The sequence below is a fragment of the Achromobacter sp. 2789STDY5608621 genome (genome assembly GCF_001299375.1).
Classification (GTDB): Bacteria; Pseudomonadota; Gammaproteobacteria; order Burkholderiales; family Burkholderiaceae_B; genus Achromobacter; species Achromobacter insuavis.
This window is the reverse complement of record NZ_CYTU01000001.1, coordinates 11,069-24,611: the sequence shown is the minus strand read 5'-3', so window position 1 is coordinate 24,611 and position 13,543 is coordinate 11,069. Positions and strand designations below refer to the sequence as shown.

12 protein-coding genes are annotated in these 13,543 nt (G+C 68.5%); 8 read left to right on the top strand and 4 right to left on the bottom strand.

What is annotated here, in order from left to right:
• Positions 1-7: 7 nt before the first annotated feature.
• From AOZ53_RS00125 to AOZ53_RS00110, 4 genes are all read right to left on the bottom strand, one after another.
• Positions 8-1,792: a SulP family inorganic anion transporter gene (locus AOZ53_RS00125; protein WP_054486547.1), complete on the bottom strand. Its 1,785-nt coding sequence runs from the start codon at positions 1,790-1,792 to the stop codon at positions 8-10.
• 36 nt (positions 1,793-1,828) lie between these two features.
• The gene (locus tag AOZ53_RS00120) at positions 1,829-2,701 is read right to left on the bottom strand and encodes a phosphonopyruvate hydrolase (RefSeq protein WP_054486546.1); all 873 of its coding nucleotides are present in this window, start codon (positions 2,699-2,701) and stop codon (positions 1,829-1,831) included.
• A gap of 95 nt (positions 2,702-2,796) precedes the next feature.
• Positions 2,797-3,345, bottom strand: coding sequence for a hemerythrin domain-containing protein (locus tag AOZ53_RS00115; RefSeq protein ID WP_054486545.1), 549 nt, complete (start codon positions 3,343-3,345; stop codon positions 2,797-2,799).
• Between the two features lie 16 nt (positions 3,346-3,361).
• Positions 3,362-4,519 carry a D-alanyl-D-alanine carboxypeptidase family protein gene (locus AOZ53_RS00110; protein WP_082385477.1) on the bottom strand — a complete coding sequence of 386 codons (1,158 nt, stop codon included), beginning with the start codon at positions 4,517-4,519 and terminating at the stop codon, positions 3,362-3,364.
• Between the two features lie 400 nt (positions 4,520-4,919).
• Here AOZ53_RS00110 and AOZ53_RS00105 point away from each other — a divergent pair, with 400 nt between their 5' ends.
• From AOZ53_RS00105 to AOZ53_RS00070, 8 genes are all read left to right on the top strand, one after another.
• Positions 4,920-5,378, top strand: a complete 459-nt coding sequence (locus AOZ53_RS00105) for an HU family DNA-binding protein (RefSeq protein WP_006385647.1) — start codon at positions 4,920-4,922, stop codon at positions 5,376-5,378.
• A gap of 180 nt (positions 5,379-5,558) precedes the next feature.
• Positions 5,559-6,071, top strand: a complete 513-nt coding sequence (locus tag AOZ53_RS00100; RefSeq protein ID WP_054431699.1) for a MarR family winged helix-turn-helix transcriptional regulator — start codon at positions 5,559-5,561, stop codon at positions 6,069-6,071.
• Between the two features lie 35 nt (positions 6,072-6,106).
• Positions 6,107-7,321, top strand: a complete 1,215-nt coding sequence (locus AOZ53_RS00095; RefSeq protein WP_054431700.1) for an MFS transporter — start codon at positions 6,107-6,109, stop codon at positions 7,319-7,321.
• A gap of 86 nt (positions 7,322-7,407) precedes the next feature.
• Positions 7,408-10,065: a leucine--tRNA ligase gene (gene leuS, locus AOZ53_RS00090; protein ID WP_054486544.1), complete on the top strand. Its 2,658-nt coding sequence runs from the start codon at positions 7,408-7,410 to the stop codon at positions 10,063-10,065.
• An 11-nt stretch (positions 10,066-10,076) separates the two neighbouring features.
• Positions 10,077-10,739 (top strand): LPS-assembly lipoprotein LptE, encoded by a 663-nt coding sequence (gene lptE / locus AOZ53_RS00085; protein WP_054477767.1) that lies wholly within the window; start codon positions 10,077-10,079, stop codon positions 10,737-10,739.
• A 3-nt stretch (positions 10,740-10,742) separates the two neighbouring features.
• Entirely contained in the window at positions 10,743-11,801 is a 1,059-nt protein-coding gene (holA, locus tag AOZ53_RS00080; RefSeq protein ID WP_054486543.1) for a DNA polymerase III subunit delta, read from the top strand.
• Between the two features lie 88 nt (positions 11,802-11,889).
• Positions 11,890-13,170, top strand: a complete 1,281-nt coding sequence (locus AOZ53_RS00075) for a glutamate-5-semialdehyde dehydrogenase (RefSeq protein WP_054477769.1) — start codon at positions 11,890-11,892, stop codon at positions 13,168-13,170.
• A gap of 56 nt (positions 13,171-13,226) precedes the next feature.
• On the top strand, positions 13,227-13,543 hold a 317-nt coding region (locus tag AOZ53_RS00070), incomplete at its 3' end, for a hypothetical protein (protein WP_197286432.1).

Here is a 13,543-nt window from a genome sequence, read left to right as displayed (position 1 = left end):
GACCGGCTCAGTGGCCGGCCTGCGGGCTCTCGGGCTGGCATTCCCAGAACACCCTGGCCTGGCAGCCGGCGCAGATGCCCCGGTCGAGCCGGGCGTAAATCGTGTGCAGCGCGGTCGCCTTGTCGGGGAACACGTGGTCCGCGCCCAGCCGCTCCAGGAAGCCGGTGCGGCGCCACATCGCCAGCACCTCGGGGCGCGGCCGGTGGAAATAGAGGTCGCCGCCCATGGCGCGGCGCGCCACCAGCTCGTCCTCCCAGACCTGGGCGCCGGCCAGGTCGATGAAATTCATGCTCTTGGCCATCACCAGCAAATGACGCGGCGCCGCCGCGCCCTCGCGCAGGTCCTGCAGGCGCTGCGCCACGTGTGCGGCGGCGCCGAAATACACCGACCCTTCCATGCGCAGCAGCTTGAGCTGGGGGCATTCCGGCAATGCCTCGGGCTGCTGCGCCAGCACCACGAAACGGCGGTCCAGCCCGCGCGAATCGAAGCCCATGGTGCGCATCGCCGGCCGCGAGGTGCGGTGCAGGTACGCCATCAGCGACAGCACCGTGCCCAGCAGGATCGCGACCTCCATGCGGATCGTCACGGTGGCCGCCAGCGTGGCCGCGGCGATCGCGCTTTCCCCGGGCTGGGTGCGGATCAGCTGGCGCCAGCGCGGCACGTCCAGCAGGGTCCAGGCCACCAGCAGCAGCAGGCCCGCGATGGCCGCGTGCGGGATCCGCGCCAGCAAGGGGCCGCTCAGCGCCACCAGCGCCATCAGCAGCAACGCCGAGAACACCGCCGCCAGCGGCGTCTTCGCGCCCGCCTCGTAGTTGGGAATGGAGCGGTTGAGCGAACCGCAGGACAGATAACAGGAAAAGAAGCCGCCGACCACGTTGGACAGGCCCTGCCCGACGAATTCACGATTGGCGTCGATGCGCTGGCCCGAGCGCGTCGCCACCGCCTTGGCGATGGAAATGGACTGCGCCAGCGCCACGATGGTCAGCGCGAACGCCAGGCTGAGCAGATCGGGCAAGGCGCGCCAATCGACGCTGGGCACATGGAAGGGCGGCCACGGCTGCGCCAGGTCGCCCAGAAGCGGCACCGGCGTGGCGCCCAAGCGATCCGCCGCCGCGTTGAACGCCGCCGCGGCCAGCGCCCCCGCCGCCAGCCCGGCCAGCATATAGGGCTTGCGCTTGTCGAGCCGCTTGAGCAACAGGGCCGAAGCCAGGGTCACCGCCGTCACCAGCAGCGCGCCCGCCTGCAATTGGTCCCAATGGCCAGCCAGGCTGGCCAGCAAGGCGCCGGCGCCATGCGAGTCCGGCGCCGGCAGGCCCAGGGCATCCTTGAGCGCATGCACCGCGATCAGCAGGGCCGCGCCGCTGGTGAAGCCAAATAGCGCCGACGGCGAAATGAAGTGCGCCAGCGAGCCCAGCCGCAGCGCGCCCACCAGCCATTGCATCAGCCCGACCAGCACCGTCACCGCCAGCGCCAGCTCGATGTAGCCCGGGCTGCCCGCCACCGCCAGCGGCGTCAGCACGGCGAACAGCGCCAGCGAATTGGCATTGGTGGGGCCGGACATGACATGGCGGCTGGAGCCGAACAGCGCCGCCACGATACAGGGCACGATGGCCGAATACAGGCCGTACTGCGCCGGCAGCCCGGCCAGCGTGGCGAAGGCCACGCCCTGCGGCAGCACCAGCAGCGCGCCCAGCAGCCCGGCCGCCAGGTCCGCGCGCAGGGTCGCGGGGCCGACTTCCGGCACCCAATCGCCAAACACCCGCGCCAACCCCGCTTTCCGTCCCGCCGCCATCGCTCCCCTGCCCTTTTTTTCGGTATTCCCGCGCGCTCAGCGCAGGAACCTGCGTTCCAGCTCGCGCATGTCCGCGTCGCCCTGCAGGCCGATGATATCGCGCACCGTCGGCAGGCCGGCGTCGACGGCATGGATGCCACCCTCGGCGCGGATGCGGGCGAAGACCTCGCGCATCGCCCCCACGGCCGCGCGGATCGCATGATTGCCGTAGATCACCAGGCCCACCTTGCCCAGCGCCTGGATGTCGCGCTCGCGCAGCTGTGGATAGGCGGTCGGCACCAGCACCAGCGGCACGCCGCCGGACCAGGCCGCGATGAAGGCCAGCACCTCGTCGGGCGTGGCCTGCTTGGAATGGATCAGGATGGCGTCGGCGCCGGCCGCTTCATAGGCCGCGGCGCGGGCCAGGGCCTCGGCCTGCCCCAGGCCGGCGATCAGGGCCTCGGTGCGGGCGATGACGCAGAAATCCGGATCGCGGCGGGCGGCGCAAGCCGCCTCGATCTTGCCCTGGAATTCCTCGACGCGCACCAGCTCCTGGCGGCCATCGGTCCGCAGGCTGGTGTCCTTGGGGAAGGTCTTGTCTTCCATCACGACCGCCGACACGCCCGCGGCCTCGTATTGCGGCACGACGTAGGAGACGTTGATGGCGTTGCCGAACCCGGTGTCGATATCGGCGATGACCGGCACATCGACCGTGGCGGCGATGGCGCGCATCATGTCCAGGTGCAGCCCGGCCGACAGGATGTTGGCGTCCGGCACCGCATAGCTGGCCGACAGTTCGAAGCCGCTGCCCCAGATCGCATCGAATCCGGCTTCGGCCGCCAGCCGGGCGGACAGCGGATTGTGCGCCGACATGGCGTGCATCAGGGCGGGATCCTGCAGTTTCCGGCGAAAGCGGGCGTTGCGGTGCATGGCGTGGCGGCTCGAGATCCGGCGCGGATTGCCCCGGCTGCGATCATTTAACACTAAAAGAAAGCGGCTGGCGGCCGTCCGGCGCGCAACGACGTTCAGCCGGCCTCGCCGCCGCGCCGCGCCTTCATCGCCCGGCTGATGGCGGCCAGCGCGTCATCGGCGATCAGGCGTGTGGCAAGCGGCAGCAACTCGTCCTCTTCGCGCTGGATATGCGCCGCATAGGCCGCCGCGAACGCCTCCACCTGCGCCGCCGGCAACACCGCGGGATGGCCCGCCGCGATCTCGTCCAGGATTTGCCGCAACGGCGCCCACAGCGCCGCCAGCCGCGCGTGATCCGCAATCAGCCCATCGACCAGCGCATGCAGGCAGACGGCGTCGGAACCCGCCATGGACTCGATCAGGGCCGGGAACAGGTCCTCTTCCTCGTCCTCGTGGTGATGGATCGCGGCCGTCTGGAAATAGCGCGCGACGCCCGCCGCCGCGACCTGGGCGGCGGCGTCGCTGCCATGCGTCGGCAGATGCGCGGCCAGGCGCCGCAAGGTGGCGCATTGCCGCGCAATGCGCCCATGACAGGCCGACAGCAGCCCGAGGGGATCATCGGGGGTCGGCGCCGCGGCCGGCCCGCCCGGAAAACTCACCGCCATGTCCCCTCCCTTCGGATCAGGAATGCCCGCGCCACCACAGGCGGATGGAATCCCAGGCGCGGCCGGCGAATCCGGCTTCGGCCACCGGCTCCAGCGCCACCACCGGGAACTGCATGGCCGGCTTGCCATCGACCATCACGCGCAGCGAACCGACCGCGGCCTGGGCCGCGATCGGCGCCACCAGCGGGTCCTGCGGCGCCCAGACCGACTCGACCTTGGCGCCGGCCGGCACCGTGACGTAGGCGTCGCGCGCAAAGCCGGCCTTGAGCGTGTCGGTCTGGCCCTTCCAGACCTCGGGCGTGGCCACCGCCTGGCCCTTTGCATATAACTTGATGGTATTGAACCCCTGGAAGCCCCATTCCAGCAACTCGCGGCTTTCCTGGGTGCGCAGCTTGTCCGAGGCCGTGCCCACCACCACCGTGATCAGGCGCCGCTGGTCGCGGCCATTGGGCCGATGCGCGGTGGCCACGATGCAGTAGCCAGCCGCCTCCGTATGGCCGGTCTTCAGGCCGTCGACGCTGGGATCGAGCCACAGCAGCCGGTTGCGGTTGGGCTGGGTGATGTTGTTATAGGTATAGGTCTTGGCCGAATCGTAGGTCTTGTACAGCTCGGGGTAATCGCGGATGAAGCGCGTGGCCAGGATCGACAGGTCGCTGACGGTGGAATACGTGCCCGGGTCCGGCAGCCCGTGGGGACTGGCGAAGCGCGTGCCGTGCAGGCCCAGTTGCGCGGCGGTGTCGTTCATGCGCGCCACGAACGCCTCGACGCTGCCAGACACCGCTTCGGCCAGCGCGATCGCCGCGTCATTGCCGGACTGGATCATCAGGCCGCGCAGCAGCTGGTCCACCGACACCTTGGAGCCGGGCTCCAGGAACATCTTGGAGCTGCCGGGCGGCACCTTCCAGGCGCGTGTCGAGATGGTCACCTTCTGGTCCGGCGACAGCTCCTTGTTGTGGATGGCGCTGAACACCACGTACGCCGTCATGATCTTGGTCAGCGAGGCTGGCTCGATCCGGGCGGTGGCGGCGTGCGAGGCGATCACCTGGCCGCTGGTCTCGTCCAGCAGCAACCAGGCCTTGGCGGACAGGTCGGGCTGGGGCATCGATTGCGCCAGGGCGCCTGACATACATGCGGTCGCAACGAGCAGGCTCGCCGCCAACTTCTTCATCAACATAGGGTGCTTCACTTCCATGCGGGGTAAGGATGGCACGCGGGCCAGCGCGCGCAGGCAGCCCGCGGCCGCCTGCATGCGCCCGCCGACGCGCGGCGCGAAGCATTGGAACACGCCGGCCCCGGATGGTTCAAAAGTCCCTTGCGAAAGCACTTTCGCGCGGCGCGCGGCGACGTTGCGCAGCGCTTTCGCGGCACTGAAAAAATCGCAGTGATTGTCACTGCATTTTGCAGAACCCCTTGCAGAAGGGGTTTTTCTGCCTGGAAAACAACAAAGATTGCGCGAAAGGCCTTGCGAAAGCGGCTACAACCGCCACTCTTCCGCTATCATCGGGCGCGTAGTGCTAAACGCCGATACCCGGCGCGCGCGCTGCCCCAATGTCCTCAACATACGGATTTTGACCATGGCCACGAAAGCTAAAGCTCCTGCCAAGAAAGTCACCAAGCCCGCCGCCAAGGCGCCCGCAAAGAAGGCTACCGCCGCCAAACCCGCTGTGAAGCCCGCAGCCAAGAAGGTCGTCGCCGCCAAGAAGGTCGCTGCCGCCCCCAAGGCTATCAAGGCTGCTCTGAACAAGACCCAGCTGATCGCCTACATCGTCGAGCAGTCCGGCGTCGAAGCCAAGTCGGTCAAGGCCGTCCTGGCCAGCCTGGAAACCTCGGTGCTGAGCTCCGTGGACAAGAAGGGCGCTGGCGAATTCACGCTGCCCGGCCTGTTCAAGGTTGCCGTGCAGAAGGTTCCCGCCAAGGCCAAGCGCTTCGGCAAGGATCCGTTCACCGGTGAAGAGCGCTGGTTCCCCGCCAAGCCGGCTTCGGTCAAGGTGAAGGTTCGCCCGCTCAAGAAGCTGAAGGACGCCGCGCAGTAATTCCGCACGGTTATCCGGTCAAGCCGGAAAGGGCCTGCCCCGCAAGGGGCGGGCCCTTTCTTTTTTGCGCGCCCGCGCTTCCTGGCGCGGTCCGCGCCGGCCGGCGGGCGCGCCTTGCATGATCCCGGGCCGGTCTGCTAGAATTTATCTTTACGTCAAGATACTTTATATAAAAACATCATGAACGATCTGGTCGACCTGGTGCTGTCGCAGTGGGAGCAGGAATGCCCCAACCTGGACATCTCGCCGATGAGCGTCCTCAGCCGCGTGTTCCGCTTCCACGCCTTCGCCGCGCGCGACGTCGGCCAGGCATTCAAGCGCCACAACCTGCACCAGGGCGAATTCGACGTGCTCGCGACCCTGTACCGCACCGGCGCGCCGCACGCCATGAATCCGCAGAAGCTGGTCGCGGCGCTGCTGCTGACCTCGGGCGCCATGACCAACCGGCTGGACCGCCTGGAACAGGCCGGCCTGCTGGCGCGCACGCCGAACCCCGATGATCGCCGCGGCGTCATCGTGGCGCTGACCCCCGAAGGCCTGCGCGTCATCAAGCAGGTGCTCAAGGATTACCTGCGCGAACTCGAAGCGCTGCTCGCCCCCCTCAATGCCGCCGAACGCCGCCAGATGGCCGGCCTGCTGAAGAAACTGCTGATCCCGCACGACCAGGAAACGCCCGGCGGCATCGCCGCCTGAGCCCTTCCCCCGCCACTCCCGACTCCCCGCCTCACATGAACGCCGCTCCCGCCCAACCCGCCCCGCTCACCGCGCCCGTCATCCTGCTGATGTCCGTGGCCACCGGCCTGGCGGTCGCCAGCAACTATTACGCGCAGCCGCTGCTGCACACCATCAGCCAGCAGTTCACGCTGTCCAACGCCACCGCCGGCAGCATCGTCATGATCGCGCAGCTGAGCTACGCGCTCGGCCTGATCCTGCTGGTGCCGCTGGGCGACCTGTTCGAGCGCCGCGGCCTGATCGTGCTGATGACCCTGCTGTCGTCCGGCGGCCTGCTGGTATCGGCCTTCGCCCGCAACATCCAGATGCTGATGCTGGGCACCGCGGTGACCGGCATGCTGTCGGTGGTGGCGCAGGTGCTGGTGCCGTTCGCGGCCACCCTGGCGGCGCCGCACGAGCGCGGCAAGGCGGTCGGCACCGTCATGAGCGGCCTGTTGCTGGGCATCCTGCTGGCCCGCACCGCCGCCGGCGTGCTGGCCGACCTCGGCAGCTGGCGCACCGTCTACTGGGTCGCCGCGATCCTGATGCTGGCCATGTCCGCCGCGCTCTGGAAGGTGCTGCCGCGCCACAAGAGCCAGGCCGCCATGAGCTACCCGCGCCTGCTCGGCTCGATCTTCCGCCTGTTCGCCGAGGAACCGCTGCTGCGCGGCCGCTCGCTGCTGGGCGGCCTGCTGTTCGCCGCCTTCAGCATGCTGTGGACGCCGCTGACCTTCCTGCTGTCGGGACCGGACTACGGCTTCAACAACACCACCATCGGCCTGTTCGGGCTGGCCGGCGCCGCTGGCGCCTATGCCGCCAACCGCTTCGGCCGCCTGGCCGACCGCGGCCTGGGCAACCAGGCCACCCGCATCGGCCTCTTGCTGCTGCTGGCTTCCTGGGGGCTGATGGCCTTCGGCCAAGCCTCGGTCATCGCGCTGCTGGTCGGCATCCTGATCCAGGACCTGGCGATCCAGGGCGTCCATGTCACCAATACCAGCTCGCTCTACCGCACCCGGCCCGAGGCCCGCAGCCGCCTGACGGCCGGTTACATGACCAGCTACTTCATCGGCGGGGCGACCGGATCGCTGGTATCGTCCTGGCTTTACTCCCATTACGGCTGGCCCGGCGTGGTCACCGCGGGCGCGGTTCTGGGGGCCATAACCCTGGCTTACGGCATGCTGGGGGCCAGTGCCCGCATCCCGGAAATCGCCCCGTCCCCTATCCGCGCCTAGCACCTCCTATAATCAGGGGTTTTGGCCGCCCCCGCGCCTGGCGCGCGGGGGCGGTTCACCCATTTTTCGCCATCGCGCACGAGCCCATGCAGGAACGTTACCTCCCCACTACCGTCGAAGCGGCCGCCCACCAAGACTGGCAGGCCCGCGACGCCTATCTGGTCCATGAACACGCGAAGAACCCGGACGGCTCCGAGAAGCCGAAGTTCTACGCCTGCTCGATGCTGCCCTATCCCAGCGGCAAGCTGCACATGGGCCACGTGCGCAACTACACCATCAACGACATGATGGCGCGCCAGCTGCGCATGCGGGGCTACAACGTGCTGATGCCGATGGGCTGGGACGCCTTCGGCATGCCGGCCGAGAACGCCGCCATCAAGTCCAAGGTGCCGCCGGCCAAGTGGACCTACGACAACATCGCCTACATGAAGAAGCAGATGAAGGCGATGGGCCTGGCGATCGACTGGTCGCGCGAAATGTGCGCCTGCGATCCCGAGTACTACAAGTGGAACCAGTGGCTGTTCCTGAAGATGCTCGAAAAGGGCGTCGCCTACCGCAAGACCCAGGTGGTGAACTGGGACCCGGTCGACCAGACCGTGCTGGCCAACGAACAGGTCATCGACGGCCGCGGCTGGCGCTCGGGCGCTCCGGTCGAAAAACGCGAGATCCCCGGCTACTACCTGCGCATCACCGATTACGCCGACGAACTGCTGGGCGCGGTGCAGAACGATCTGCCCGGCTGGCCCGAGCGCGTGCGCCTGATGCAGGAAAACTGGATCGGCAAGTCCGAGGGCCTGCGCTTCGCCTTCCCGCACCAGATCGCCGGCCAGGACGGCCAGCTGATCCAGGACGGCAAGCTGTACGTCTTCACCACCCGCGCCGACACCATCATGGGCGTGACTTTCTGCGCCGTGGCGCCGGAACACCCCCTGGCCACCCACGCCGCGCAGTCGAACCCGGCGCTGGCCGCCTTCATCGAACAGTGCAAGCTGGGCGGCACCACCGAGGCCGAACTGGCCACGCGTGAAAAGGAAGGCCTGCCCACCGGCCTGTACGTGACGCACCCGGTCACCGGCGACCAGGTCGAGGTCTGGGTCGGCAACTACGTGCTGATGACCTACGGCGACGGCGCCGTGATGGGCGTGCCCGCCCACGACGAGCGCGACTTCGCCTTCGCCAGGAAATACGACCTGCCGATCCGCCAGGTCGTGGACGTGGCCGGCAAGGCCTATTCCACCGACGCCTGGCAGGAATGGTACGGCGACAAGCAGAGCGGCCGCACCATCAACTCGGGCAAGTACGACGGCCTGTCGCACAAGGAAGCCGTGGACGCCATCGCCGCCGACCTGGGCGCGCAAGGCCTGGGCGAAAAGCAGACCACCTGGCGCCTGCGCGACTGGGGCATCTCGCGCCAGCGCTACTGGGGCACCCCGATCCCCATCATCCACTGCCCGGACTGCGGCCCGGTGCCGGTCCCCGAGAAAGACCTGCCGGTGGTGCTGCCGGCCGACCTGATTCCGGACGGCAGCGGCAATCCGCTGGCCAAGAACGAAGCCTTCCTGTCGTGCGCCTGCCCCAGCTGCGGCAAGCCGGCGCGCCGCGAGACGGACACGATGGACACCTTCGTGGACTCGTCCTGGTACTTCATGCGCTACACCTCGCCGGGCAACAACAACGCCATGGTCGACGCGCGCAATGACTACTGGATGCCGATGGACCAGTACATCGGCGGCATCGAGCACGCGGTCCTGCACCTGCTGTACGCGCGCTTCTGGACCAAGGTCATGCGCGACATGGGCCTGCTCAACTTCGACGAGCCCTTCACCAAGCTGCTGTGCCAGGGCATGGTGCTGAACCACATCTACTCGCGCAAGAACGCCCAGGGCGGCATCGAGTATTTCTGGCCCGAGGAAGTCGAGAACGTCTACGACGCGCGCGGCGCCATCACCGGCGCCAAGCTCAAGTCCGACGGTTCCGACGTGACCTACGGCGGCGTGGGCACGATGTCCAAGTCCAAGAACAACGGCGTCGATCCGCAATCGCTGATCGACACGCTGGGCGCCGACACGGCCCGCCTGTTCGTCATGTTCGCCAGCCCGCCCGAGCAGACCCTCGAATGGTCCGACTCCGGCGTCGAAGGCTCGAACCGCTTCCTGCGCCGCCTGTGGTCCATCAGCTACGCGCAGCGCGACACGATCGCCCGCGGCCTGGCCGCCGGCGCCGACTGGAGCGGCGCGCCCGCCGCGGTCAAGGATCTGCGCCGCGAGGTCTACAACCTGCTCAAGCAGGCCGACTACGACTACCAGCGCATCCAGTACAACACCGTCGTGTCCGCGTGCATGAAGATGCTCAACGCCATCGACGACGCCAAGCTGCCGGAAGGCGCGCACGCCGACGCCGCCTACGCCGAAACGCTGGGCGTGCTGCTGCGCGTGCTGTACCCGGTGGTGCCGCACATCACCTGGCACCTGTGGCGCGACCTCGGTTACGCGAACGAGCTGGGCGACCTGCTCGACGCGCCCTGGCCGCACGTCGACGAGGCCGCGCTGGTGGCGGACGAAATCGAACTGATGCTGCAGGTCAACGGCAAGCTGCGCGGCTCGATCCGCGTCGCCGCCAAGGCCGCCAAGGAAGACATCGAGAAACTCGCCGCCGCCCAGGAAGAAGTCGCCCGCTACCTGGAAGGCCGCCCGCCCAAGCGGGTCATCGTGGTTCCGGGCAAACTGGTCAACGTCGTAGGCTGATGAGGTCAAGCATGTACTTCGCCGGGCAACAAACGCACTCCCCCCGCCAATCCTGGCTGCTGCGCGGCGCCTGCCTGGCGCTGTTCATGCTGATCTCCGCTTGCGGCTTCACGCTGCGCGGCGTCACGCCGCTGCCGTTCGATACGCTCTATCTCGGCATTGCCGACAACACCCAGTTCGGCGCCGACGTGCGCCGCGCGCTGCGGGCCGCGTCGCCCGACACCAAGCTGGTGACTTCGCCGAAAGACGCGCAGGCGATCCTGCAAGAGGTCTCCAATACGCGCGCATTGCGCGAGGTGTCGCTGAACGCCCAGGGCCGTGTCGAGGAATACGAACTGGGCATCAACTACACTTTCCGCCTGATCGACGCCAAGGGCCGCGCCCTGATCCCGGACACGACCCTGTCGATCTACCGCGAAATGCCGTACGACGACCAGATCGTCCAGGCCAAGCAAGGCCAGATCGAAACGCTCTACATCGCCATGCAGCGCGACCTGGTCTCGCGCCTGCTGCGCCGCATGACCGCGCCTGAAGTGCGCAAGGCGTTCGAGAACCGCGAGCAGCGCGGCGAAGACGGCGAAACGCCGCTGTACGATCCGACTGCGCCGACGCCGCGCAGCACCCCGGCGCCGTGGCAGACCCCGTCCACCACCGACCCGGCCAACCTGCGCTGACCGATGGCACAAGTCCTGGACGCGGATCGCCTGGCCGACCACCTGCAGCGCGCTGGCAACCGCCTGGCGCCGCTGTACACGGTGTCCGGCGACGAGCCTCTCCTGGTGACCGAGGCGGTCGACGCGCTGCGCGCCGCCGGACGCGCGGCGGGCTACACCGAGCGCCTGTCGATGGTGATGGATGCGCGCAGCGACTGGAGCGCGGTGATCGCCGCCACCCAGAGCGTGTCGCTGTTCGGCGACCGCCGCATTCTCGAACTCAAGATCCCCACCGGCAAGCCCGGCAAGCCCGGCGCCGACACGCTCGCGCGCCTGGCCGAGCAGGCTGAAAAGCAGGCCGACAACCCCGACACGCTGATCCTGGTGTCACTGCCGCGCCTGGACAAGGCCACCCGTGAAGGCCGCTGGATGCAGGCCCTGGCGCGTGGCGGCATGATGGTCGACATCGCCAGCGTCGAACGCGGCCGCCTGCCCGCCTGGGTCGGCCAGCGCCTGGCGCGCCAGAACCAGCGCGCCGACAACGCCACCCTGCAATGGATGGCCGACAAGGTCGAAGGCAACCTGCTGGCCGCGCACCAGGAAATCCAGAAACTGGGCCTGCTCTACCCCGAAGGCCAGTTGGCGGCCGAAGACGTCGAGCGCGCCGTGCTCAACGTCGCGCGCTACGACGTGTTCGGCCTGCGCGACGCCATGCTGGCCGGCGACATCGCCCGCACCATCCGCATGATCGACGGCCTGCGCGCCGAGGGCGAAGCCTTGCCGCTGGTGCTGTGGGCGGTGGGCGAGGAAATCCGCCTGCTGGCGCGCGTGGCCGAGGCCCGCAGCCTGGGCCAGGACGCCAATGGCCTGATGCGCCGCCTGCGCATTTTCGGCGCGCACGAACGCCTGGCGCTGCAGGCGCTGGGTCGGGTCCGTCCCGACGTCTGGCCCGCCGCGGTGCAGCATGCGCACGAAGTGGACCGCCTCATCAAGGGGCTGTCCGTCCCGGGCCGGCTGTCCGACCCCTGGGAAGAAATGACCCGCCTGGCCCTGCGCGTCGCCGCCGCCGGCAACCGACCGTGAAGGCGGCCCCGGCCGCCTCCTGATCCTCCCGGCCCCCGGCCGGATAAACTATCCCTATCGCACGCGGCGCCCTGGCCGCCCCCTCACCATGATCGACGCCGCCATGTCCTCGTCCTCCATCGAACAAGCCATGCTGACCCTGGGCGACAACGCGCGCCGGGCTTCGCGCGCCATGATGCGCGCCAACAGCGCCGCCAAGAACCAGGCCCTGCTGGCCATGGCCGAGGCGCTCGCCGCCAACCAGGCCGACCTGCTCGCCGCCAATGCCAAGGACGTCGCCGCCGCCCGCGCCAACGGCCTGGAGCCGGCCCTGCTCGACCGCCTGACCCTGTCGGAAAAGACGCTGGCGCACATGGCCGAGGGCCTGCGCCAGATCGCCGCCCTGCCCGACCCGATCGGCAGCGTCACCGCCACCAGCGTGCGCCCCAACGGCATGCGCGTGGCGCAGATGCGCGTGCCGCTCGGCGTCATCGGCATCATCTACGAGTCGCGCCCCAACGTCACCATCGACGCGGCGGCGCTGTGCCTGAAGTCCGGCAATGCCGCCATCCTGCGCGGCGGCAGCGAAGCGCTGCACTCCAACGTGGCGCTGGGCCGCATCGTGCAGCAGGGCCTGGCGGCCGCCGGCCTGCCGCAGGACGCGGTGCAGGTCGTGGCCACGGCCGACCGCGCCGCGGTCGGCAAGCTCATCACCATGACCGAGCATATCGACGTCATCGTGCCGCGCGGCGGCAAGGGCCTGATCGCGCGCCTGTCGCAGGAAGCCCGCGTGCCGCTGATCAAGCACCTGGACGGCAACTGCCACATCTACATCGACGCGGCCGCCGATCCGGACAAGGCCCATGCCATCGCCTTCAACGCCAAGACCTACCGCTACGGCATCTGCGGCGCCATGGAGACGCTGCTGGTGGACGCCGTGGCGGCCGTCTCGATCCTGCCGCGCCTGGCAGCCGCGCTGACCGAACACGGCGTCGAACTGCGCGGCTGCCCGCGCACGCTGGCGCTGCTGCCGCACGCCAAGCCGGCCACCGAGGAAGACTGGGGCACCGAATACCTCGGCCCGATCCTGGCGATCCGCATCGTCGACTCGCTCGACGACGCCATCGAACACATCGCCCGCTGGGGCTCCGGCCACACCGACGCGATCGTCACCGAAGACCTGTCGTCGGCCCAGCGCTTCCAGCGCGAAGTCGATTCCAGCTCGGTCTACGTCAACCTGCCGACCTGCTTCGCGGACGGCTTCGAATACGGCCTGGGCGCTGAAATCGGCATCTCCACCAACCGCCTGCACGCCCGCGGCCCGGTCGGCCTGGAAGGCCTGACCACGCTCAAGTGGGTGCTGACCGGCGAAGGCCAGACCCGCGGCTGACCGCCCTTTCCTACAACCCTCTGTTCGCGGCCGCGCCGCGCGTTACCGGGATTTCCATGCATTCACCCGCCATGGCCATGGCCTTCAGCCTTTTCGTGCTGTGCTTCATCACCTGCTCGCTGAGCGGCCTGGTGCTGTTCTTCGTCAAGAGCAAGCAGATCAACGCCGCGCTCAAGCATCCCTATCTGCAGCACCGCCCCTTCGAGCGCTATCCGCTGGCGATCAAGGCCGCCATCATGCTGGATTATTTCTTCCGCCTGATGTTCCCCGGCACCCGTTTCTGGCTCATCGGCAATGCCAATGACCTGCTGGGCCACGTCGATCCCAAGAAGACGCCGCTGGCCCTGAAATGGCCGATCGTCGGTTTCTGGGG